The organism is Kitasatospora sp. NPDC059673 (assembly GCF_042734215.1).
Lineage (GTDB): Bacteria > Actinomycetota > Actinomycetes > Streptomycetales > Streptomycetaceae > Kitasatospora.
Genome location: NZ_JBHWEN010000016.1, coordinates 37,104 through 60,009 on the forward strand (window position 1 = coordinate 37,104; position 22,906 = coordinate 60,009).

The 22,906-nt window shown below is 73.2% G+C and carries 15 protein-coding genes; 11 read left to right on the forward strand and 4 right to left on the reverse strand.

Annotation, left to right across the window (positions count from 1 at the left end; genetic code table 11):
• Positions 1-175: 175 nt before the first annotated feature.
• The 6 genes from ACFV18_RS19810 to ACFV18_RS19835 all read left to right on the forward strand — a co-directional run bounded on the left by ACFV18_RS19810 (position 176) and on the right by ACFV18_RS19835 (position 7,361).
• Positions 176-802: an RNA polymerase sigma factor gene (locus ACFV18_RS19810; RefSeq protein ID WP_380484892.1), complete on the forward strand. Its 627-nt coding sequence runs from the start codon at positions 176-178 to the stop codon at positions 800-802.
• Positions 802-1,563 carry a hypothetical protein gene (locus ACFV18_RS19815; RefSeq protein WP_380484894.1) on the forward strand — a complete coding sequence of 254 codons (762 nt, stop codon included), beginning with the start codon at positions 802-804 and terminating at the stop codon, positions 1,561-1,563. Before ACFV18_RS19810 ends, ACFV18_RS19815 begins: the two co-directional genes overlap by 1 nt.
• 122 nt (positions 1,564-1,685) lie before the next feature.
• Positions 1,686-2,858, forward strand: coding sequence for a serpin family protein (locus ACFV18_RS19820; RefSeq protein ID WP_380484896.1), 1,173 nt, complete (start codon positions 1,686-1,688; stop codon positions 2,856-2,858).
• A 272-nt stretch (positions 2,859-3,130) separates the two neighbouring features.
• Complete coding sequence (locus tag ACFV18_RS19825) at positions 3,131-3,895, forward strand: IclR family transcriptional regulator (RefSeq protein ID WP_189277139.1); 765 nt, start codon at positions 3,131-3,133, stop codon at positions 3,893-3,895.
• A gap of 253 nt (positions 3,896-4,148) precedes the next feature.
• Positions 4,149-5,672: a glycerol kinase GlpK gene (gene glpK, locus ACFV18_RS19830; protein ID WP_380484899.1), complete on the forward strand. Its 1,524-nt coding sequence runs from the start codon at positions 4,149-4,151 to the stop codon at positions 5,670-5,672.
• 105 nt (positions 5,673-5,777) lie between these two features.
• Positions 5,778-7,361: a glycerol-3-phosphate dehydrogenase/oxidase gene (locus ACFV18_RS19835; RefSeq protein ID WP_380484901.1), complete on the forward strand. Its 1,584-nt coding sequence runs from the start codon at positions 5,778-5,780 to the stop codon at positions 7,359-7,361.
• A 78-nt stretch (positions 7,362-7,439) separates the two neighbouring features.
• Here ACFV18_RS19835 and ACFV18_RS19840 read toward each other — a convergent pair whose 3' ends face one another.
• Together ACFV18_RS19840 and ACFV18_RS19845 are read right to left on the reverse strand one after the other, a co-directional pair.
• Positions 7,440-8,840 (reverse strand): gluconate:H+ symporter, encoded by a 1,401-nt coding sequence (locus tag ACFV18_RS19840; RefSeq protein ID WP_380484903.1) that lies wholly within the window; start codon positions 8,838-8,840, stop codon positions 7,440-7,442.
• A 64-nt stretch (positions 8,841-8,904) separates the two neighbouring features.
• Positions 8,905-9,429 carry a gluconokinase gene (locus ACFV18_RS19845; RefSeq protein ID WP_380484905.1) on the reverse strand — a complete coding sequence of 175 codons (525 nt, stop codon included), beginning with the start codon at positions 9,427-9,429 and terminating at the stop codon, positions 8,905-8,907.
• Between the two features lie 182 nt (positions 9,430-9,611).
• Here ACFV18_RS19845 and ACFV18_RS19850 point away from each other — a divergent pair, with 182 nt between their 5' ends.
• Positions 9,612-10,310, forward strand: a complete 699-nt coding sequence (locus tag ACFV18_RS19850; RefSeq protein ID WP_380484907.1) for a FadR/GntR family transcriptional regulator — start codon at positions 9,612-9,614, stop codon at positions 10,308-10,310.
• 729 nt (positions 10,311-11,039) lie between these two features.
• On the opposite strand, the gene ACFV18_RS19855 is transcribed toward ACFV18_RS19850, so the two are convergent.
• Positions 11,040-12,134 (reverse strand): NADH:flavin oxidoreductase/NADH oxidase, encoded by a 1,095-nt coding sequence (locus ACFV18_RS19855; protein ID WP_380484910.1) that lies wholly within the window; start codon positions 12,132-12,134, stop codon positions 11,040-11,042.
• Positions 12,135-12,242: 108 nt separating this feature from the next.
• Between ACFV18_RS19855 and ACFV18_RS19860 the strand changes: the two genes are divergently transcribed.
• The 4 genes from ACFV18_RS19860 to ACFV18_RS19875 all read left to right on the forward strand — a co-directional run bounded on the left by ACFV18_RS19860 (position 12,243) and on the right by ACFV18_RS19875 (position 18,127).
• Positions 12,243-12,605 (forward strand): ArsR/SmtB family transcription factor, encoded by a 363-nt coding sequence (locus ACFV18_RS19860; RefSeq protein WP_380484912.1) that lies wholly within the window; start codon positions 12,243-12,245, stop codon positions 12,603-12,605.
• A 301-nt stretch (positions 12,606-12,906) separates the two neighbouring features.
• Complete coding sequence (locus tag ACFV18_RS19865; RefSeq protein WP_380484914.1) at positions 12,907-14,571, forward strand: glycosyltransferase family 2 protein; 1,665 nt, start codon at positions 12,907-12,909, stop codon at positions 14,569-14,571.
• 14 nt (positions 14,572-14,585) lie between these two features.
• Positions 14,586-17,417 carry an acyltransferase family protein gene (locus ACFV18_RS19870; RefSeq protein ID WP_380484916.1) on the forward strand — a complete coding sequence of 944 codons (2,832 nt, stop codon included), beginning with the start codon at positions 14,586-14,588 and terminating at the stop codon, positions 17,415-17,417.
• Positions 17,418-17,473: 56 nt separating this feature from the next.
• Positions 17,474-18,127: a hypothetical protein gene (locus tag ACFV18_RS19875; protein ID WP_380484918.1), complete on the forward strand. Its 654-nt coding sequence runs from the start codon at positions 17,474-17,476 to the stop codon at positions 18,125-18,127.
• A gap of 180 nt (positions 18,128-18,307) precedes the next feature.
• Here the strand turns inward: ACFV18_RS19875 and ACFV18_RS19880 are convergent, their stop codons facing one another.
• Positions 18,308-22,855, reverse strand: coding sequence for a hypothetical protein (locus tag ACFV18_RS19880; protein ID WP_380484920.1), 4,548 nt, complete (start codon positions 22,853-22,855; stop codon positions 18,308-18,310).
• Positions 22,856-22,906: the final 51 nt, after the last annotated feature.

A 22,906-nucleotide genomic window follows, 5' to 3' on the forward strand; every position in this document is an offset into this window, starting at 1 on the left:
GCGCTCGCGCCGCCGGCCAACGCGCCCGGCCGGGTCGTGGAGGTGGCGGCCGCCGGTGACAACTGCGGTTGATCGGCGGCCAGTTGGCGCGGGGGCCCCGGCAGCATGCAACGCCCGGTCCCGGTGTGGTGCAGCTCACGTGGAACTCGCGTGCCCGTGGGCGGCGGAGAAAGGTATGGATCCAGGATTTCGGGCCCGGATACGGGCAGGTGACGAGGGCGCCTTCGGGGTGCTGTTCCGTGAGCACGGCAAGGCGGTGTACAACCACTGCTTTCGGCTGACCGGCGACTGGTCGGGGGCGGAGGACTGCGCCTCGCTGGTGTTCCTCGAGGCGTGGCGGCTGCGGGAGAAGGCCGAGCCGACCGGCGGGAGTCTGCTGCCGTGGCTGCTGGGAATCGCGACGTTCGTGGTGCACCGCCGTCGCAGGGTGGCGCGCCGGCACCGTGCGTTGATGGAGCGGATGCCCGAGCCGGAGCTGTTGCCCGACTTCGCCGACGAGTTGGTCGGGCGGCTGGAGGACCAGGAGCGCATCGCCGCGGTGCGGGAGGTTCTCGAACATCTCTCCCGCACCGACCGGGAGGTGCTGGCGCTGTGCGTGTGGGCGGGGCTGGACTATGCGGCGGCCGCGCACGCGCTGGGGGTGCCGGTCGGCACGGTCCGTTCCCGGCTGTCCCGGGCCCGCCGCCGCTTGGACCGGCTCGCACAAAAAAATCTTGGCCTGCGGGTGGAACCTGCGGCCACAGGACGGCAGGTAACAGATGACCGCACCGAAGCGGTCGGGCCGAAGAAGGGGAACGCGTGATGACCGGGTACCAGGACGACGACCTGCAGACGCTGCGTCGGATGCTGCCGGCGCCCGCCGAACGCGACTTTCCCGCCGGCCGCGAACACCAGCGTGAGGAACACCTGATGAACAGCTTGCTGAACATGTCCCGCCGCGACAACGAGCAGCAGGACCTGAACGTGAAGCGTCGGCGTCTCGGCGTGCGGATCGCGCTGCCGGCCGCCCTGGTCGCCGCCGCGACCGGTGTCGTCCTGACCGCGCTGCCGACCCAGAGCGCGGCGGCGTACACCCTGCAGTCCGCCGACAACGGCACCGTGAAGCTCACCGTCGTCAACCCGGCGGGGAAGCTCGACCTCGCCAAGGTGCAGCGCGAGCTCGATCGGCTCGGCATCCGCGCCCGCGTCTACGCCGGCGACCCCAACTGCCAGGCCCCGGCGCCTCTGCCGTCCACTTCGGCCAGCTCCGCGCCCTCGAGCTCGCCGTCCGCCTCCGCGGGCGCCCCGTCCCCCTCCGCGGACGCCCCGGTCCCCTCCCTGAGCCCCGCGTCCGGGCCGAGTGACCAGAGCTGGACCCTCGGCCGGGAGAACGGCAAGCTCGTCCTGATCCTCAACCCCGCTCGGATCCCCGCGGACAAGCAGGTGCAGATCGTCTTCCCGCTGGCGAAGACCGACCCGTCCCACGGCGCCAGCGTCATCATGGGCGGCCTGACCGACATCCCGGGCCCGGACTGCGCGCCCGCCCTGCCGGCCGACTCCATCGCGGACAACAACCCGCAGTAACCGTCACGCGGTCGGGGGAGGCAGCGGCTGTCCGCTGTCTCCCCCGCCGTGTTTCCGCGCGACGGACCGGCCCGGAGGCGGGGAGGATGGGTCGGGTGGTCCACGGACGGAGAGGGGTCGCGGTGCGGGCGGTCGGTGTGGTGAACGGTCTCGGGGCGCGCTGGGGGCGTGAGTTGGCGTTCGGCTCCGGGCAGGTGTGGACGGCGGTGGGGGTGTGGCCGCTGCTCGCGGCGCTGGCGGCCGGGGCGGGCGAGCCGGTGCGCGAGGAGCTGGCGGAGGCTTTGGGGGTGCCGGCCGAGCAGGCCCCGGCGGCGGCGTCGGAGTTGCTGGAGCTGGTGCGACGGGTGCCGGGCTGCGCGGCGGCACTCGGGGTGTGGACGGCGGACGGCGTCGAGGTGGAGCCCGCCTGGGTGAAGCAGGTGGGCGCGTCGCTGTGGGGCCGGTTGACGGGCAGCCCGGACGGTGATCGGGCCGCGCTGGACCGGTGGGCGGCGGAGCAGACCGGCGGCCTGTTGCAGCGGATGCCGGTGGACGTCGCGGGAGTGGAGCTGCTGCTGGCGTCGGCGGTGACGGTGCGGACCAAGTGGGCGGCGCCGTTTCGGACGGTTCGGCAGCGCTTGACCGAAGGCCCTTGGGCGCAGCGGGAGTTGGTGGGGCTGGAGGCCTCCGGCGCCGAGCTGTACGAGCGGATCGCGGTGGCGGAGACCTCGACCGGACCGGTGACGGAGGTCCGGGTGGTCGGGGACGGCGAGATGGACGTCCACCTGGTGCTCGGCGGGGAGGGCGCGGCGCCGGGGGCGGTGGTGGCGGCCGGGTTCGAGCTGGTGTCGGGCGCGTCGCGGCGGATGCCGATGGACGGCCTGTCGGACGGGGAACCGTGGCCGGGGCTGAAGTTGACGACGGTCGACTCGACGTCGCCGCACAACCTCGGCACGTTGACCACGGTGGCGTTCTCGGTGCGGGCCGAGCACGACCTGCTGGCGAGTGCGGAGGTGTTCGGGCTGCGGACGGCCGCCCGGGACGGCGACTGGTTCCGGGGAATCAGCCGCAGTATCGCCTTGAAGGTGTCGCAGGCCCGGCAGGTGGCGATGGCGGAGTTCTCGGCGGAGGGCTTCGAGGCGGGAGCGGTGACGGCACTGGCGATGACCAGGGCCGCCGCGCTGGTCTCCCGCCGGTTCCGGGTGCGGCGTGCGGTGGCGCGTTTCGACCGGCCGTTCGCGTTCCTGGCGGTGCACCGCGCGTCGGGCCTGGTGCTGATGGCGGGCTGGGTGGCGGATCCCGCCACGAAGGCCTGAGCCCGCACCGCACCGTGCAGCACCGCACCCGCACCGTCCGCACCGCACCGTGCAGCACCGCACCCGCACCGTCCGCACCGCACCGTGCAGCACCGCACCCGCACCGTCCGCACCGCACCGCACCACACCGCCCGCGCAGCACAGCACCACACCAGCCGTACCGCACCAGCCGTACCGCACCGGTGTGAGCTGCCGGGGTCGCCGGGGTAGTACCGTCGGAGCACGGTTGGTGGGGTCGGCATTGCCGACCGGTGGTCAGTGGAGGTGGGCCGGTGTCCGGTGCGATCCAGTCGCTGTCGCGGGCGGCCGCGATCCTGCGCCTGTTGGCGGGCGGGGAGCGGCGGCTCGGGCTGTCGGAGGTGGCGACGGGGCTCGGGCTGGCGAAGGGGACGGCGCACGGCATTCTGCGGACGCTGCAGCAGGAGGGGTTCGTCGAGCAGGACCCGGACAGCGGCAAGTACCAGTTGGGGGCGGAGCTGTTGCGGCTCGGCCAGAGCTACCTGGACGTGCACGAGTTGCGGGCCCGGGCGCTGGTGTGGGCGGACGATCTGGCGCGGGCTGCGGGCGAGACGGTGTACCTGGGGGTGCTGCACCAGCGGGGGGTGCTGGTGGTGCATCACGTGTTCCGGCCGGACGATTCGCGGCAGGTGCTGGAGGTCGGTTCGATGCAGCCGCTGCATGCGACGGCGCTGGGCAAGGTGTTGCTGGCGTACGACCCGGTGGCGCGCGGCGAGTTGGGCGACGGGCCGTGGGAGGCGTTCACGCCGCGGACGGTGACCGAGCCGGCGGCGCTGGACGCGCAGTGCGCGCTGGTGCGGGAGCGGGGCTGGGCGGACGCGGTGGAGGAGACCTGGGAGGGCGTGGCCTCGGTGGCGGCGCTGATCCAGGACCGGCGGCGCAACCCGGTGGGCGCGGTGTGCGTGAGCGGCGCGGTGGAGACGGTGTGCGAGGGCGGGGCGGTGCGCCCGTCGCTGGTGGCGTCGGTGCGGACGGCGGCGCGGGCGATCTCCCGTGACCTCGGGGCGCACCGGTTCTGAGGGTGTCCGGTGGGCAGCGGGTGATCGTCCGGCGGCGGTGCGTGGCCGTCGGGGCGTCGCGGGTCACCACGCCTTGACGTCGGGCGTCCGGCTGCTGTTGGCTTCCAAACGTCGGTCGACATTGTCGAACGACGGCTGGAGGGTCCGGGCGTTCCGCGCCGCCCGCGTGGTTTGCCGGACCCGCGCGCACGGGGACTGACGAAGGGTCAGCCCCGTCCCCCGTTGACGTCCCTGAGCCGAGCCGAGGAACCGCATGACTGCCAGCTACATCGCCGCGATCGACCAGGGCACCACGTCCAGCCGGTGCATCCTGTTCGGGGCGGACGGCCGGATCGTCGCCGTCGAGCAGCAGGAGCACGCGCAGTTGTTCCCGCAGCCGGGCTGGGTGGAGCACGACGCGGCGGAGATCTGGACGCGGGTGCAGGCGGTGGTGCGGGGCGCGCTGGAGAAGGCGGGGCTGACCCGGGAGGACATCCGGGCGGTCGGCATCACCAACCAGCGTGAGACCACGGTGCTGTGGGACCGGCACACCGGTGAGCCGGTGCACCACGCGATCGTCTGGCAGGACACCCGCACCGAGGCGCTCTGCCGGGAGTTGGGCCGCAATGTCGGGCAGGACCGGTTCCGCCGGGAGACGGGCCTGCCGCTGGCCAGCTACTTCGCGGGGCCGAAGATCCGCTGGCTGCTGGACAACGTGGAGGGGCTGCGCGAGCGCGCCGAGGCCGGCGACATCCTGTTCGGCACCATGGACACCTGGGTGATCTGGAACCTGACCGGCGGCGTCAACGGCGGCCGGCACGTCACGGACGTCACCAACGCCTCCCGCACCCTGCTGATGAACCTGCACACGCTGGAGTGGGACGAGCGGATCGCCGAGTCGATCGGGGTGCCGATGGCGATGCTGCCGCAGATCCGTTCCTCCGCCGAGGTGTACGGCGAGGCGGTCGGGGTGCTGGCGGGTGTGCCGGTGGCGGCGGCGCTCGGCGACCAGCAGGCCGCGCTGTTCGGCCAGACCTGTTTCGACGTGGGCGAGGCGAAGTCCACGTACGGCACCGGAACGTTCCTGCTGCTGAACACCGGCGAGCGGATCGTCAACTCCTACCACGGGCTGCTCACCACGGTCGGCTACCGGATCGGCGACCAGCCGCCGGTGTACGCCCTGGAGGGATCGATCGCGGTCACCGGTTCGCTGGTGCAGTGGCTGCGCGACCAGCTCGGCATCATCTCCACGGCGGCCGAGATCGAGACCCTGGCGGGCACCGTCGAGGACAACGGCGGCGCGTACTTCGTGCCCGCGTTCTCCGGCCTGTTCGCCCCTTACTGGCGTTCCGACGCGCGCGGTGTGATCACCGGCCTGACCAGGTACGTCACCAAGGGCCACCTGGCGCGGGCGGTGCTGGAGGCGACCGCCTGGCAGACCCGCGAGGTGGTGGACGCCATGGAGAAGGACTCCGGTGTCACGCTGACCGCGCTGAAGGTGGACGGCGGCATGACGTCCAACAACCTGTTGATGCAGAACATCGCGGACGTGCTGAACGTCCCGGTGGAGCGCCCGTACGTCGCCGAGACCACCGCGCTCGGCGCGGCCTACGCGGCCGGCCTGGCGGTCGGCTTCTGGGACGGGCTGGACACGCTGCGCGCCAACTGGCACCGGGCCGCCGAGTGGACGCCCCGGATGGACGACGCGACCCGCGAGCGCGAGCACCGCAACTGGCTGAAGGCGGTGGAGCGCACCATGGGCTGGATCGAGCAGGACGAGGAGCAGCCGCAGCTCTGACGCCACCGCCCGCCACAGCCCGCCACTCTGACCCGTGTCAGAGCCACCGTTCCCGATCGGAAGGAGACGCGGAACCGGCCGCGAACCGGGCCCGCCGCACACACCATGGCAAGCATCCCGACCCTGGGCGCCGAGCGCGCCGCCGGCCGCGTCGCCTCCCGCGCCGCCACCCGCGAGCTGCTCGGCCGGGCCCGCTACGACCTGCTGGTCATCGGCGGCGGCATCCTCGGCACCGCCACCGCCTGGACGGCCGCCCAGGCCGGGCTGAAGGTGGCCATGGTGGACGCCGGGGACTTCGCGAACGCCACGTCCTCCGCGTCCTCGAAGCTGGTCCACGGCGGGCTGCGCTACCTGCAGACCGGCGCGGTCAAGCTGGTCGCGGAGAACCACAAGGAGCGCCGGGCGCTGGCCACCGACGTGGCCCCGCACCTGGTCAACCCGCTGACCTTCTTCGTCCCGGTCTACGAGGGCGGCCCGCACTCGGCGCCCAAGCTGGGCGCGGGAGTGTTCCTGTACTCGGCGCTGTCCGCGTTCCGCGACGGCCTGGGCCGGGTGGTCTCGCCGAAGGCGGCGGCCCGCGCGGTGCCGGGGCTGCGCACCGAGGGCCTGCGGCGGGTCGCGGTGTACGGCGACCACCAGATGAACGATGCCCGGATGGCCGTGATGACGGTGCGGGCGGCGGTGGACGCGGGTGCGGTGGTGCTCAACCACGCCGAGGTGACGGGTCTGCGCTTCACCCGCGGCCGGGTGAGCGGCGCGGAGGTCCGCGACCGCCTCGACGGCACCGAGTTCGGCATCGACGCGCGCCTGGTGCTGAACGCCACCGGCCCGTGGGTGGACCACCTGCGGCGGATGGAGTTCCCGGGCGCCGAGCCGTCGATCCGGTTGTCGAAGGGCGCGCACGTGGTGCTGCGCCGGCAGGCGCCGTGGCGGGCCGCGCTGACCATTCCGATCGACCAGTACCGGGTGTCCTTCGCCATCCCGTGGGAGGACCACGTCCTGCTGGGCACCACCGACGAGGAGTACACCGGCGACCCGCTGGACGTGCGGGCCACCGACGCGGACATCGACCAGATCCTGTCCGAGGCGGGGCACGCGGTGCGCGAGGAGCACCTGCGGCGCGAGGACATCACGTACGCCTTCGCGGGCCTGCGGGTGCTGCCGGGCGGTCCGGGGGCGACGGCGGCGGCCAAGCGGGAGACGGTGGTCACCGAGGGCCGGGGCGGGATGCTGTCGGTGGCGGGCGGCAAGTGGACCACCTACCGGCACATCGGCCGGGTGGTGCTGGAGAAGCTGAAGAACTCCCGGGGCGTGGGCCTGGCCGAGGACATCTCGCCGTTCCCCGCCACGGTGCCGCTGCCGGGCATCGGCGCCCCGCAGGCGGTCGCGCACCGGCTGCTGATGGACCGCGAGCCGGGCTCCCGGATGGACCCGCTGGTGGCCCGCCACCTGGCCACCCACTACGGCACGCTGTCGTTCGAGATCGCCCGGCTGATCGCCGAACGCCCCGAACTGGGCGAGCGGGTGCACCCGGACGGGCCGGACGTGTGGGCGCAGGTGGTGTACGCGGCCGAGCAGGAGTGGGCGTACACGGTGGACGACGCGCTTCGGCGGCGTACCACGCTGACGGTGCGCGGGCTGGACACCGAGGAGGTCCGCAAGCGCACGGCGGAGCTGCTGGCGCGGTAGTACGCGCCGGAACGCGACGACGCCCTCCGGGAGAGAAGCGGGATCCGGAGGGCGTCGCGGTCTGTGGGGTGCTGCGCGCTAGATGATGAGGCTGAGCGGCAGGATCAGGGCGATCGCGACCACCGAGATCACCGTCTCCATCACCGACCAGGACTTCAGCGTCTGGCCGACGCTCATCCCGAAGTACTCCTTCACCAGCCAGAAGCCGGCGTCGTTGACGTGCGACAGGAACAGCGACCCGGCGCCGATGGCGAGCACCATGAGCGCGGCGTGGGTGGTCGACATGTCGGCGGCCAGTGGGCCCACGATGCCGGCGGCGGTGATGGTGGCGACCGTGGCGGAGCCGGTGGCGAGGCGGATCAGCACGGCGATCAGCCAGCCGAGCAGCAGCGCGGAGATGTGCCACTTGCCGGACCACTCGCTGACCGCCTGGCCGACGCCGACGTCGATCAGGGTCTGCTTGAAGCCGCCGCCCGCGCCGACGATGAACACGATGCCGGCGATCGGGCCGAGCGAGCTGCCGACCGTCTCGGAGATCCGGGCCTTGTCGAACCCGGCGGCCCTGCCGAGGGTGACCATGGCGAGCAGGGTGGCGGCGAGCAGCGCGATCAGCGGGGAGCCGATGAAGTCGAAGAACCGCTGAGCGGTGTTCTTCGGGTCGTCGATCACCACGTCGGCGAGGGCCTTGCCGAGCATCAGCGCGACCGGCAGCAGGATGGTGGCGAGGACGGCACCGAACCGCGGGGTCTTCTCGTGCTTGACGGTCTCGGCGGGCGTGGTGTCGGCGGGGATCTCCAGCGGGCCGACCCAGCGCTGGGCGAACCGGGAGAACAGCGGGCCGGCCACGATCAGAGTGGGGACGGCGATCAGCAGGCCGAGCGCGAGGGTGACGCCGAGGTCGGCCTTGAGGGCGTCAACGGCGACCAGCGGGCCCGGGTGCGGGGGGACCAGGCCGTGCAGCACGGACAGGCCGGCCAGCGCGGGGATGCCGATCCGCATCAGCGGGACGTTGCCGCGGCGGGCGACCAGCAGCACGATCGGGATCAGCAGGACGACGCCGACCTCGAAGAACAGCGGCAGGCCGAGCACGGCGGCGATCAGCGCCATCGCCCAGGGCAGCATCTTCGGGCCGGTCCGGGCGAGCACCGTGTCGGCGATGATGTTGGCGCCGCCGGAGTCGGCGAGCAGCTTGCCGAGCATCGCGCCGAGGCCGATCAGGAGGCCGACCGAGGCGACGGTGGAGCCGAAGCCGGTGGAGAAGCTGCTCAGCAGCTTGTCGAACGGCGCGCCGGCGACGGCGGCGAGCAGGCCCGAGCCGAGGGTGAGCGCCAGGAACGGGTGCAGCTTGAACTTGGTGATCAGCAGCACGATGGCGCCGATGCTGAGCAGCACCGCGAGCAGCAACTGGCCGTTGCTGGACGTGTGGGGGAGCGCCGGCGCGGCGGCGGCCAGCAGGGTGGGGGTCACGCGAGTCTCCATTGACGGGCCGGCACCGCCCGGGGGTCCGGTGGGCGGCGGCGGGGTGTGACGGGTCTGGCGGGGATCAGTTCGGCAGGGTGGCGACGGCGCGTTCGACGAGGGTGTCGGGGTCGGCGTCGACGTCCAGCACGGTGCCGTTCTCGTCCGCCTGGAGCGGTTCGAGGGTGGCGTACTGGGAGTCCAGCAGCGAGGTCGGCATGAAGTGGCCGGTGCGGTGGGCCAGTCGGTCGCCGACCAGCTCGTGGCTGCCGGTCAGGTGCAGGAAGAACGCCTCGGGGCAGGCGGCCCGCAGGGTGTCGCGGTAGCTGCGCTTGAGGGCGGAGCAGGTGACGACGCCGCCGGTGCCGGCCTCGGCCCGCTCGCCGAGCCAGGCGCCGAGGGCGCGCAGCCAGGGCTGCCGGTCCTGGTCGTCCAGCGGGATCCCGGCGCTCATCTTGGCGATGTTGGCGGCGGGGTGGAAGTCGTCGGCCTCGGCGTACGGGAGGCCGAGGCGGTGGGCGAGCAGTCGGGCGACGGTGGTCTTCCCGACTCCGGAGACGCCCATCACCACGATGACGGGCGGCTGCTGGTTCTCGACGCTGAGAGCCATGGGTGGTGCTCCTGTCCTTGCCTGGTCCCCGGCAAGGTAAGCCCAAAGGTATGACTTATTCAAGCCACCGAAACCCAATCGTCATACGTATATGCATCGCCTCTAGGCATCGCCGCAGGTGGGAGCAGTTCGGCACTCCCCCACCCCCGGGTCGGCCGTGACCTCGCCGATAGGCTGGCCCGATGGAGATCCAGGGCCTGCCCGGCCGTCTGCTTGCCCACCTCGGTCCGGCGATCGCCTCCGGCGAGCTGCCCGCCGGCACCGTGCTGCGCACCGAGGAGCTGGAGGAGCAGCACGGGGTGTCCCGCACGGTGGTGCGGGAGGCGGTGCGCGTCCTGGAGTCGATGCGGCTGGTCGAGCCGCGCCGCCGGGTCGGGATCACGGTGCGGCCGCAGGCCGACTGGGACGTGTTCGACCCGCTGGTCATCCGCTGGCGCCTGGCCGGCGCGGGCCGCTCCGCGCAGCTGCGCTCGCTCGGCTCACTGCGGGTCGCGGTGGAGCCGGCCGCGGCGTCGCTGGCGGCCCGCCACGCCAGCGACGACGACCGGCGCGAACTCAGCGCACTGGCCGTCGAACTGACCGTCACCGCCCGGGCGGCGGACCTGGAGTCCTTCCTCGCGCACGACATCGCCTTCCACGCGGCGGTGCTGCGGGCCTCCGGGAACGAGATGTTCGCACACCTGAAGGACACCGTCGGCGCGGTGCTGACCGGCCGCACCGAACACCGGCTGATGCCGCACCGGCCGCGCGAGTACGCGGTGCAACTGCACCGGGAGGTCGCGGAGGCGATCTGCGCGGGCGAGCCGGAACTGGCCGAACGCGCGATGCGCACCATCGTGGTCGGCGCGCTGGAGGAACTGGACGCGACCCTGCCGGACTGACCCTCTTGCGGGCCTGAATACGATTCCCGACAGGGGGTTGACGGTCCGTCGGCGCGACACGCCCGGATTGAGTGGAAATCAGCCGAGTGGCGGCATACCTTCACCCTTATTGGGGCAGTCTGGGGAGCACCGGACGGGTGCGCATCCGACAGGGGGTGGCGATGGCGCGTCGTCGGCGCAATCGGCTGCCGGACGAGGTGCGGGCGGCCGCGGTCCGGGCGGGCCTGGCATTCGCGTTCACTGTGGTGACGGTGATAGTCGCCGTCCTGGCGTCCTGGTCGCACACCGCCCTCATCGTGCCCGCGCTGGCGACGATGGCAATGGGCGTCTTCGTCCTGGCCTGGTGCCTGATAGACATCGTGGTCTCCCGCCAGGTTGCGGCAAGCCGCCGCCGCACACCCAACTCGGCCGGCCCGATGACGGGTTCACGCGCAGGAGGGAACCCAGGGGCGCGAGGAACTGCGCGGCCAGCCATGCACCAGCAGCCAGATCGCCGCGCAGGATGGTGAGTTGCACTGTCCCGCGACCTCGCTGACGGGTGCGAAACGAGGGGCTCGGGGAACTGCGCGCAGCGGAAGGCACCCGGCCGCCGGATCGCGAGACAGTGCAAGTCATCGTCCTGCATCGCGATCTGGCCGACCGTGCTCGGCTGGCCGCGCCGTTCTCCCCCAGCCCTGGCGGGCCGGGAGGTCCCCCCCAGGCGCCCCCGGGTTCGCGCCCTCCGCGGTCTCAGCCCCTGGAGCCCACGGCGTAGCCGTACTGCGCCGGCCAGTTGCGCTGCGCGCCCAGCGCCTTCGCCGCGTGCAGCGGCCAGTACGGGTCGCGGAGCAGCTCGCGGCCGAGCATGACCACGTCCGCGCTGCCGTCCGCCAGGACGGTTTCGGCCTGGGCAGGCTCCGAGATCATCCCGACCGCGCTGACCGGAACGCCGGCCTGCTCGCGGATCTGCGCGGCGAACGGCACCTGGTAGCCGGGCCCGACGACGATCTTCGCGTTCGGAACGAGGCCGCCGGAGGAGACGTCGATCAGGTCGATGCCGATGGCCTGGAGTTCCTTGGCGAGCAGGGCGCTCTCCTCGACCGTCCAGCTCGGCTCGTCGGTGACCCAGTCCGTCGCGGAGACGCGGAACAGCACGGGCAGGTCCGCGGGCCACACGGCCCGCACCGCGGTGGCGATTTCGCGGGCGAGGCGGGTGCGGCCGGCGAAGTCGCCGCCGTAGCCGTCGGTGCGGTGGTTGGTGAGCGGGGAGAGGAACTGGTGGATCAGGTAGCCGTGGGCGCCGTGCACCTCGACCACCTGGAAGCCGGCGGCCAGGGCGCGGCGGGCGGCGGACGCGAAGTCCTCGATCAGTTCGGCGATCTGGGCCTCCGTCAGCTCGGCGGGTGCGGGGTAACCGTCGTCGAACGGGATCGGCGAGGCGCCGACGACCGGGAAGCCGCCGTCCTCGACGGCGAGCGGGCCGCCGCCCGCGCCGGCCTTCGCGGTGGAGGCCTTGCGGCCGGCGTGGGCCAGCTGGATCGCGGGTACCGAGCCGTGTGCGCGGATCAGGGCGGTGATCCGGGCGAGGGCGTCCTGCTGGCGGTCGTTCCACAGGCCGAGGTCCCACGGGGAGATCCGGGCGTCGGGGCGGACGCCGGTGGCCTCGACCATGACCAGGCCGGCGCCGCCGGCGGCGCGGGAGCCGAGGTGGGCGAGGTGGAAGTCGGTGGCGACGCCGGCCTCGGGGCCTTCGGCGGCGGCCGAGTACATGCACATCGGGCTGAGCCAGATCCGGTTGGGGATGGTCAGCGAACGGAGGGTGATCGGCTCGAACAGGGCGCTCACGACGGCCCGTCCTTCCTGTGGTCCCGACAGCGACGGTCTCTCGCTTCGTACGATAGCTGCCGTACTACGAGATCTGTCAAACTACGAGAGTTCTCGTACTATGGCAGGGTGACCATCGACCAGGACTGTCCGGGGCTGCTGCCCGAGCCGACCGTCGCCGAGCTGCGGCTGGAGGCCGTGCTGCACGCGCTCGCCGACCCGACCCGGCTGCGGATCGTCGCCGAGCTCGCGGGGGCGGGCGGCGACGAGCTGAACTGCCTGGCCTTCGAGCTGCCGGTCACCAAGTCGACGCTGACGCACCACTTCCGCGTCCTGCGCGAAGCCGGACTGATTCGTCAGCACCGGCGCGGCACTTCCAAGATGAACACCTTGCGCACCGCCGATCTCGGCGAGCGCTTCCCCGGTCTGCTGGACGCGGTGCTGGCCGCCGCCGAGCCCTGCCTCACCATCTCGAAGCCGACCGCCCACTGACCGTTCGCGCGCATCGCCGGCCACGAGCCTGACGGTCCGTCAATTTCCCTGGCGAGTCCTCGCCCTGAGCCCTGGCGCCCCTTCGCCACCTTTCACCCGGAACCGTCCCGTCACCCTGCCCGTCAACCGCCTCGGAAGCCCCGCCCGCCGGGCGGCCCGGGGCATTTTCTGACACGGTCATGCCTGGTCACACGGGCTTCACCAGAGTTGCTCCAGCGTTCATCCCACGTGGTCATTTGGTCTATACCAATCAGGTAATCTGACCGACGACAGGTGTCAATGACCGGCCGTGGGGGGCCTTATGACTGTCAATCACCTTCCGTCACCACCCTCCGATCAGGAGCTCTACTGGTATTTCGGACCTCAGCGCCGCTGGGTCCCGCTGCTCTCCGCGCTCGCCTTCGTGTTCAGCGCGGCCACGATGTTCAGCTTCTCGCTCCGCAATCCCGCGCTCTGGCCGTTCCTGGCCGTGCTCGGCATCAACCTGGTGGCTCTCGCCCTGACCTGTCTCAACGGGCTCCGCCGCCGCCGCTTCACCCGGGCCGGCCACGAACTGCTGGTCGCCGCCTGGCAGCCCGCCGACCCGCCGACCGTAGACCTGTACCTGCCGACCTGCGGCGAGCCGCTCGACATCCTCGCCAATGCCTACCGCGCGGTCGCCCGGATGAACCACCCCGGCACCCTCGACGTCTGGGTGCTGGACGACGCCGACCGGCCCGAAGTCGCCTCGCTGGCAGCCAAGTTCGGCTACCACTACGTGGTCCGGCCGAACCGCGGCGAGTTCAAGAAGGCCGGCAACCTCAACCACGCGCTCACCCTCAGCAGCGGCGAGTACATCGCCATCCTGGACGCCGACTTCGCGCCGCGCGCCGACCTGCTGCAACACCTGCTGCCGTACTTCGGCGATCCGGCGGTCGGCATCGTGCAGAGCCCGCAGTGCTTCGACACCGACGCCGAGATGGGCTGGGTGCAGCGCGCCGCCGGAGCGGCCCAGGAGTGGTTCTTCCGCTGGGTGCAGCCCAGCCGGGACGCCTCCGACGCGGCGATCTGCTGCGGCTCCAACGCCGTCTACCGGCGCTCCGCGATCGACGCCGCCGGCGGCTTCGCCCGCCTCGACCACAGCGAGGACATGTACACCGGACTCGCCCTGCACCAGCAGGGATTCACCACCCGGTACGTGCCGGTGCTGGTCGCCAAGGGCACCTCGCCCGAGTCCACCACCAGCTTCGTCAACCAGCAGTACCGCTGGGCGATGGGCAACCTGCACCTGATCGGCGACCGGCCCGCCCGCAAGGCCATGACCTGGCGGATGCGCCGCTGCTTCGACGAGGGCATCGTCGGCTACCTGGCCGCCGCCGTGAACGTGCTCACCGCGCCGCTGCCGCCGCTGATCATGCTGTTCGCCTTCCCCGGCGAGGTCCGCGCCTGGTACGTGCTGCCGATGCTCTCCCTGCTGTGGCTGTGGCACGTGCTGCTGCCCCGGGTCAGCCGCACCCGCTGGCGCACCGAGGTGCTGCGCGCCAACGTCCTGATGAGCTTCGCCGCCGCCACCGCCTACTGGCACACCCTGCGCGGCCGCAGCGCCGCCTGGGTGCCCACCGGCGTGGCCAGGCCCGGCGGCTCCGGCGGCATGGCCCGCAAGGTCCTGCTGGTCTCCCTGCTGTGGACGGCCGGCACCCTGATCGCCACCGCCGTCGGCGTGAGCCTCGCCACCGCCAGGTACGGCTGGCACTACACCTGGGGCCTGGGCCTCTACCTCGCCGTACAGCTGCACGCCGGCCTCCCGCTGGTGCGCGACCTGTACGCCGAGCTGCGGCCGCACCCCACCGAGAACACCGAATCCGGGGCCCGCCCGGCGATGCGGCCCCGGCGCTGGCCCGAGGCCCTCGCCGTCACGAGCACGCTCGCCCTGATCGCCCTGCTCGCCTCCGGCTGGGTGGCGCCGATGCTGCCCTGGCTGGGCTGAAAGGTCCACCTCCCGTGTCCACCAGCACCGCCCCGCTCACCGTCGTTCTCGGGCAACCCCCCGTCGAGCGGCCGAAGTTCAGACCCGACATCGAAGGACTGCGGGCCGTCGCCGTGCTCGCCGTGCTCGCCTTCCACGCGGCCGTCCCCGGCCTGGCCGGCGGCTTCGTCGGCGTCGACGTGTTCTTCGTCATCTCCGGCTACCTCATCACCGGCCTGCTGCGCGGCGAGAGCGCCGCCACCGGCAAGGTCCGGCTCGCCGAGTTCTACTCCCGGCGCGCCCGCCGCCTGCTGCCCTCCGCCGCCGTGGTGCTCGCCGTGGTCGCCGTCCTCGGCGCCCTGCTCACCGCGCCGCTGCGCCGCGCCGACCTGGAGCGCGACGTCCTCGCCTCCGCGCTGTCCGTCGCCAACTGGCGCTTCATCGCCGAACAGACCGACTACCTGGCGGCCGGCCGCGACCCGAGCGTGCTGCTGCACTTCTGGTCGCTCGCCGTCGAGGAGCAGTTCTACCTGCTGTGGGCCCCGCTGATGGCCCTCGCCGCCCGCCGGGTCTGGAAGCGGCGCACGTTGCTCGGCCTGACGCTGCTGCTCGGCGCCGGCTCGTTCTGGCTCTCCCTGCACTGGAGCGCCGGCGCGTACCTCTCCACGCCCACCCGGGCCTGGCAGTTCGCGGCCGGCGCGGTCCTCGCGCTGCTGCCGATCCGCCGAATACCGCGCCCGGTACGGGAGTTGCTGGGCCTGGGCGGCATGGCCGCGGTGCTCGCCGCCGTGCTGCTCTTCGGCGCCCGCACCCCCTACCCCGGCTGGGCCGCGCTGGTGCCCACCATCGGCACTTCCGCGATCGTCCTGGCCGGCACCGGGCCGCACCTGGTGGGACGGCTGCTGTCGCTCGGCGCGCCGCGCGCGATCGGCCGGCTCTCCTACAACCTGTACCTGTGGCACTGGCCGGTGCTGGTGCTCGCCGAAGCCCAGTGGGGCACCCTGCACTGGGGCGTCAAGCTCGCCCTCACCGCGGCCGCCGCGCTGCCCGCGCTCGCCGCCCTCAACTGGCTGGAGCAGCCACTGCGCCGCAGCCGGGTGCTCGGTGAAATCCCGCGTCGCGGACTGTCGTTGGGCCTCACCGCGGTGGTGCTGCCGGTGGTGCTGGCGCTGATCGTCGGCACCGGAACGATCCGGATGCTCGGCCCCGCCACTCCCCCGGACCCGTCCGGTCTGCCCCCGGGCGCCCGCGACGGCCGCACCCTGCTCGCCGCCGCCCCGCCCGCGCACGCCCCGACGGTGCCCAACCCCGTCCAGGCCCGGCAGGACTTCCCGCCGGACGGCGCCTGCGAGGTCAACCCGGCCGACACCACCAGCCCACCCTGCCGCTTCGGCACCGCCGACGACCGGATCGTGCTGCTCGGCGACTCGCACGCCGGCCAGTGGTTCTCCGCGCTGCTCGGCATCGCCGCCCAGCACCACATGTCCGTCGAGGAGCTCGTCAAGCAGGGCTGCCCACTGCCCGAACTCACCGTCACCAACCCGCAGTTGGGGCGCACCTACCACGAGTGCGACACCTGGCGGGCGAACGCGCTGAGCCGGCTCAAGGACGGGCCGAAACCCAAGCTGATCATCGTCTCCACGCTGAACCGCTACACCTCCGACCGGGAGACGCTGCTGCGCGGCTGGGAGCAGACCCTCACCCCGCTAAGGGAGTTGGGCGTCCCGATCGTCTACCTCCAGGACACCCCGATCCCCGGCCGCGACGTCCCCGCCTGCGTCTCCGGGCACCCCGACACCACCTCCGCCTGCGACTTCGCCCGCAGCGACGGCCTGTGGGCCGACCCGCTGGCCGAGGAGATCGCCGCCGGCCGCGTCCCCGGCGTCCGCACCATCGGCGTCAACTCGGTGCTCTGCCCCGGCGAGGGGCGGATGTGCCCCGCCGTCCTGGAGCACGTCCTGCTGTACCGCGACGACTCCCACCTGACCAACGCGGCGGCCGTCGTCCTCACCTCCCGGCTCGACCAACTCCTCACCGACGCGGGCGTGTTCGGCACCGGCTGGACCACCCTGCTGCACGAGGAGTTCGACGGCCCGGCCGGCGCGAAGCCCGACCCCGCGAACTGGCAGTACGACCTGGGCACCTGCTACCCCGGCTGCCCCGCCGTCCAGTGGGGCACCGGCGAGATCGAAACCATGACCGACTCCACCGCGAATGTCCGGCTGGACGGCCACGGCGCACTGGAGATCGTTCCCACCCGGGACGCCACCGGCCACTGGTCCTCGGGCCGGATCGAGTCCAGGCGCGCGGACTTCACCGCACCTGCGGGCGGAGTCCTGCGCGTGGAAGCCAAGTTGGCCCTGCCGGACGTCAAGGGGCCTGCCGCGTCCGGGTATTGGCCGGCGTTCTGGGCACTCGGCGGGAAACTCCGTGACGGGTACACCGGCTGGCCGGGCGTCGGCGAACTCGACGTCCTCGAATCCGTCGGCGGGCGAGGGGTGTTCGGCACACTCCACTGCGGCACCACACCCGGCGGCCCCTGCAAGGAGCCCAACGGCCTCGGCTCCGGCGAACAGTCCTGCTCGGACTGCTGGGGCGCGTTCCACACCTGGACGGTGGAGGTGGACCGCACAGCCGCCACCGAGAAGGTGCGCTGGCTGCGCGACGGCCAGGAGTACTTCGCCGTCACCTCCGACCAGGTCGCCCCGGCCGCGTGGGACCAGGCCGTGCACCACGGGATCTCCCTGATCCTGAACGTCGCCATCGGCGGCAACCTGCCCGCCGCACACGGCAGTTCGCCAACCTCGGCGACCGAACCCGGCCACCCGATGAAGGTCGCCTCGGTCACCGTCTCCACCCGGAACTGACGGTCCGTTCACTGGAACCTCCCCCGGTCCGCGTGCGTCGGATCGGGGGATTTCCAGTGGGGCGCGAGAAGTGCTCGCGCCCGTCGAACCGAGGGGAACCGATGACAACTGCACGGAATCGACGGGGACTTGGACTCGGACTCGGCCTTGCGGCGGCCGGGCTGCTCGCGATCACGGCCTGCGGCTCCACGCGGCAGTCCGCGATCGGCGTGGCGCCGGTCGCACCGATCGCGCCGGCGCCCGCCTCACCCTCGCCCGAACCGAGCGGCACGCCAATGTCGCGGCCCGGGCTGTCGGATCTCGCGTCGGCGCTCGGCGAACAGGGCCGCGGCGCGTTCCAGGACCTTTACGGGTCACTGGAGTTGGAGAACGAGAAGAACACTGTCGCGCTGTACGTGACGGACGTGGCGCGGGGCCGGGCGCTGGTCGACGCCGCGAAGCGGGCCCATCCGGGCATCGACACCGCACGGGTCCGGGTGGAGGACTGCCCGTTCACGAAGGCGGAGATCGATCGGGCGATGGAAGCCGTCATGACGGCGAAGCTCCCCGCGAAGATCTTCAGCGCGTCCATGGCCCCGCACGCGACCGGCCTGCTGGTCGAGACCGACGAGACCTCCGCGAAGTCGCCCGCCCTCCAATCCGCACTCGTGGCCGTTGCCGGCCGCATCCCGGTCACCCTCAAGGCCGGCCAACCGGTGCAAGACGCGTAGGGGCAGGAGGCGCAAGCCCAGGGAGAGCAACCCCAGGGGCGCGGGGAACTGCGCGACAAGCGCCAACCAGTCCGCAAGGTCGCGATCAATGGCAAGTCATTGCCTGCGTCGCGATCTTGCGGACGTGGTGCGTTCCCCTTCGCGCAGTTCCCCGCGCCCCTGGCTTCGCGCCCGCGTGCTTTATTCGGGCTTGCGGAACATCCTGGTCGCCGTGATCTCCCCGTGAATCGTCGGGCCGTCCGGGTCCTGCGGGGCCGGGAGGCCCGGGCGGAGGTGTTCTTCCACCGAGATGTACTTGAGGCCGGCCCGGAGGTCCGCGTCGTTGCGCAGGCGGATGACGAGGGGGAACTCCGCGAGGGCCGTGGTGTCGAACAGGCCGGTGGTGTAGATGAGTTGGACGCCGAGCGCGTCGGCGACGGCGCGCTGGAGTTCCAGGAGATAGGTCGCGTTGGCGCGGCCGATCGGGTTGTCGAGGAAGAGCGTGCCGGCGTGGCGGAGCTGGGACTGGCCGCGGTCGTTGGCGCGGAGGGCGGCCATCGTGCAGTAGAGGGCGATGGCGGCGGTGAGCAGCTGGCCGCCGGAGAAGACGTCCGACATCTGGCCGACGGAGACCCGTTCGGCGCGGAGGACCGCGTCCGGCTTGAGGATTTCGACCGAGACGCCCTTGGGGCCGATCGCGGCGGCGACGCCGCGCAGCAGCAGGGACATGCCGTCGCGGCGCAGGTCGGAGTTCTTCTTGACGGCGGACTGGGTGGCTTCGTCGATGACCTCGCCGAGCCGTTCGACCAGGACGGCGTGATCGGGGTCCTCGAAGCGGATGCGGAGGAATTCCTGGCCCGACCATTCGCCGAGGCCTTCGGGGAGGCGGGAGAGCCGCTGGGCGGCGCGCAGGGTGGCCAGGGAGGATTCGACCAGGCCGCGCAGGCGGTCGACGATGGAGGCGCGGTTGCGTTCCAGCTGGGTGAGTTCGTCGGTGAGGACGCGCAGCCGGGGGGCGAACGCGGCGGCCCAGGCGGCGGCGTGGTCGGGCAGGGCAGCGGCGGGCAGCTCGCGGATCTGCTGGCGGGCGGGGGTGCGGACGGCCTCGTAGCGGGCGGCGTTGGCGTGCCGGACGAGGGCGTCGGAGGCGTCGCGGACGGCGAGTTCGGCGCCGGTGAGTTCGGTGGCGGCGGTGCGCATGGCGCGCCGGGTGTCGGCGGCGGCGGCGCGGGCCGCGGCGAGGCCGCCGAGGTAGGCGTCGGCGGTCTCGGTCTCGTCGCCGTTGTCGCGCAGCGCGTCGCGGAGCTGTCCGGCGAGTTCCTCGAAGTCGGTGGCGGCGGCCTGGGCCTGGTCGAGGGTGCGCTGCAGGTCGGCGTGTTCGGTACGCGCGGCGTCGACTCGTTCGCGGCGTTCGGCGAGCAGCGCGGTGGCGGTGCGCAGCAGGGCCTGGGCGTGTTCGGGGTCGGCGGGGAGGAGGTCCTCGGGGAGTTCGGTGTGCGCTTCGCCGTTCACCGGGGCGGAGCGTTCGGCGTCGCCGCGCAGGCGGCCGACTTCTTCGGCGGCGGCGCCGGAGCGGGCTTCGATGATGGTGACGAGTTCTTCGGCGCGGGCGGCGGCGGCCTGCCGGGCGGGGCCGTCGGCGCCGTCGGGGCTGGCGAGGAGTTCTTCGGCGCGGGCCTTGACCTTGTTGCTGAGGCGGTCGAGTTCGGCGGCGGCGGCGGCTTCGTCGCCTTCGGCGCGGGCCTGTTCGGCGCGCAGGTCGGCGCCGACGCCGACCTTTTCGTAGAGCTGGGCGGCGGCCCGGTAGGCCTCGCGGAGGGCGGGCAGCGAGGTGGGGGTGGCGGTGTCGTCGGGTTCGGCGCTGGTGTCGGCGGCGGCGATTTCGGCGCGTTCGCCGCGCAGGGTGCGGGCGGTGCGGCGGGCGTCGTCGGCGGCGCGCTGGGCGGCGCGGCGGTCCTCGTCGCAGGTGCGGGCGCGTTCGGTGCACAGGGCCTGGCGGCGTTCGCATTCGGTGGCGTCGTCGGCGAGTTCGCGTTGCCGGCGGGTCCAGTTGGCGCGTTCGCGCAGGCGGAAGGCGAGGCCGGCGAGGGCGTCGGCGCGGCGGCGGGTGCGCTGGGCGGTTTCCCGGCATTCCTCGTGGCGGGCGGCGGCGGCCTGGTGGTCGGTGTCGGCTTCGGCGTGGTCGGCGCGCAGGGTGGCGAGTTCGGCGGCGGCGTGTTCGGCGTGTTCGGCTGCCGCGGCGGCGGCTTCGGCGAGTTCGGCGAGGGTGCCGGGCGGGCAGCTGGCGTGCCAGGAGGCGAGGCGGGCGGCGAGGGCGCGGTCGCCGCCGAGGCGGGCGGCGAGTTCGCGGATGTGTTCCTCGCGGGCGGTGGCGCGGGCGCGCAGTTCGCGGCGTTCGTCGTCGGCGGCGGTTTCGTTGTGCATGGCCGGGTTCGGCGGCACCAGGAAGAAGCCGGGTTCGCCCTCGATGGGGGCGATCAGGGCGGCGGCGGTGCCGACGGCGACGGTGGAGCGGGGCAGCAGGGCGGCGGCGGCGAGCGCTTCGCGGGCCCGGTCGAGCGAGGCGGGGTCGGTGACGACGACGCCGTCGACGAGTTCGGGGCGGGCGGCGAGGATGGCGTCGTGGTCGGCGGGGTCGACGGACTGGGCGAGGTAGCGCCAGCCGGGCAGCGCGGGGATGCCCTGTTCGCCGAGGTACTCGACGGTGGCGAGGACGTCGGGGCCGGGCGGCAGCAGGCCGCCGTCGCCGAGGGCGGCGAGGATCCGGGAGTCGTCGGCGGCGGCGGTGCGCAGGTCGAACAGGGTGCGTTCGGCGTTGGCCACGGCCTGGTCGAGCAGTTCGCGCAGGTCCTCGGCGGAGGCGTCGAGTTGGCGTGGTGTCAGGAAGCCTTCGGTCTCCTCGGCGCCGTCCTGGTAGGGCGTCAGGGAGAGCAGTTCGGCGAGCCGGGGTTCGGCGGCGAGCTGGGCGGCGGTGCGCTGTTCGGCGGCCAGGGCGCGTTCGGCGGCGGTGCGGGCGTCGGCGGCGCGGGCGGCGGCGAGTTCGGCGCGGGCCTCGGCGGCGGCGGATTCGCGGGCCCGGACGGCGGCCGATTCGGCGGCGGTGCGGGCGAGTTCGAGGGCTTCGGTGGCGGCGCGTTCGGCGTCGGCGGCGTGCAGGGCGGCGCGGGCGGGGTCGGGTTCGGCGCCGGAGTCGTCGATCCAGCCGGCTTCGACGGCGGCGGCGGTCTCCTGCTCGACCTCGGTGAGGCGCTGGCGCAGGTGTTCGGCCTCGGAGCGGGCCTTCTGGGCGGCGGTGGCGGCGGCGGTGGCTTCGGCCTGGGCGGCCGAGCCGTCCTGCTGCAACTCGCCGGCCCGGAGCTCTTCCTGGTCGGCGCGGGTCTCGGCGCCGAGCGCGGCGGCTTCGAGGGCGCGGGCGAGGGCGCCGGCGGCGCGGTCGCGGGCGGCGAGGGCGGGCGCGGCGTCGAGTTCGGCTTCCCGGATGGCGGCGGCGACCCGGCTGGCGCGGTCGGCGGCGGCGCGGTGCCGCAGGACCGCCTCGGCGGCCTGCCAGGCGGTGAACTGGGCGCGGGCGTCGGTGAGTTCGCGGCGCAGGCGGCCGGCTTCCGCGGTCGCGGCCTCCAGGCCGAGGGTGGCGTGCCGGTGGCCGAGTTCGGCGACGATCAGGGCGTGCCGGGTGCGGTCGGTCTCGGCGGCGGTGACGGCGCTCGCGGCGGCGGCGACCTCGACGGCCAGGTCGTGCATCCGGTCGCGTTCGACGGCGGAGCGGGCGGACAGCGACAGGGCGAGCTTGCGGGTGCGGCGTTCGGCGGCCCGGTGGCCCTCGCGGACGGTCTCCCGGCCGGCGGTGGCGTCGACGATGCGCTGCAACAGGTCGACGGAGCCGGCGGTGAAGTCGCGTTCGGCGGTGAGTTCGGCGCGGCGGCCGAGCTTGGCGGCGAAGCCGTGCACCAGGTCGGCGAGGCCGTCGGTGTCGCGGGTGTCGGTGACGGCGCGCAGCAGCAGGTCGGTGAAGTCGGCGTCGTTGCGGACCGCGAACAGGCCGGCGGCCTCGCCCTCGTCGGCGTTCATCTCGCGCTGGTAGCGGAAGAGTTCGGGGTCGAGGCCGAGGGCGCCGAGGTGCTCGTTCCAGCGGTCGTGGATCTCCTCGAAGGTGACGTCGAGGTGCGGGTGGGCCTTGGCGGCCTCGGTGAGGGTGTCGCGGAAGCCCTTCATGGTGCGGCGGCGGCCGCGGGCCTTCTGATCGCCGGCCAGGCTGGGCCGTTCGGCGACCGGCAGCGCGTCCAGGGTGAGGCCGGGGCCGGGCCGGAAGGAGTACCAGAGTTCGGCGAACTTCCGCGGGTCGGAGGAGACCTGGCGGCCGCGCCACTCGCTGACCTTGCCGACCACGACGAGTTCACCGGTGACGGTGTGCTGCCACTCGAGGGCGACGTGGCCGCAGTCGTCGGCCAGCAGGAACTTGCGCAGCACGCCGGAGGAGGCGCCGCCCAGGGTGTTGCGGTGGCCGGGCAGCATCACCGAGAAGATCAGCTTGAGCAGGACGGACTTGCCGCCGCCGTTCTCCAGGAACAGCACGCCGGCGGGCGCGGGGCGGCGCTGCGGGCCTTCCGGCTCCTCCCCGAACAGGCCGATCTGCTGCGGCTGCGGTTCGGGGACCGGCTCGCCGACGCCGCGCAGGTCGAGCACCGTGTCGGCGTAGCGGGCGCCCGCCGGTCCGATCGAGTACAGGCGGACCCGGTTCAGCTCGTACATGTGCGGTGGTTCTCCTGGAGCGGTCAGTTCAGAACGTGTGGTGACGGAACG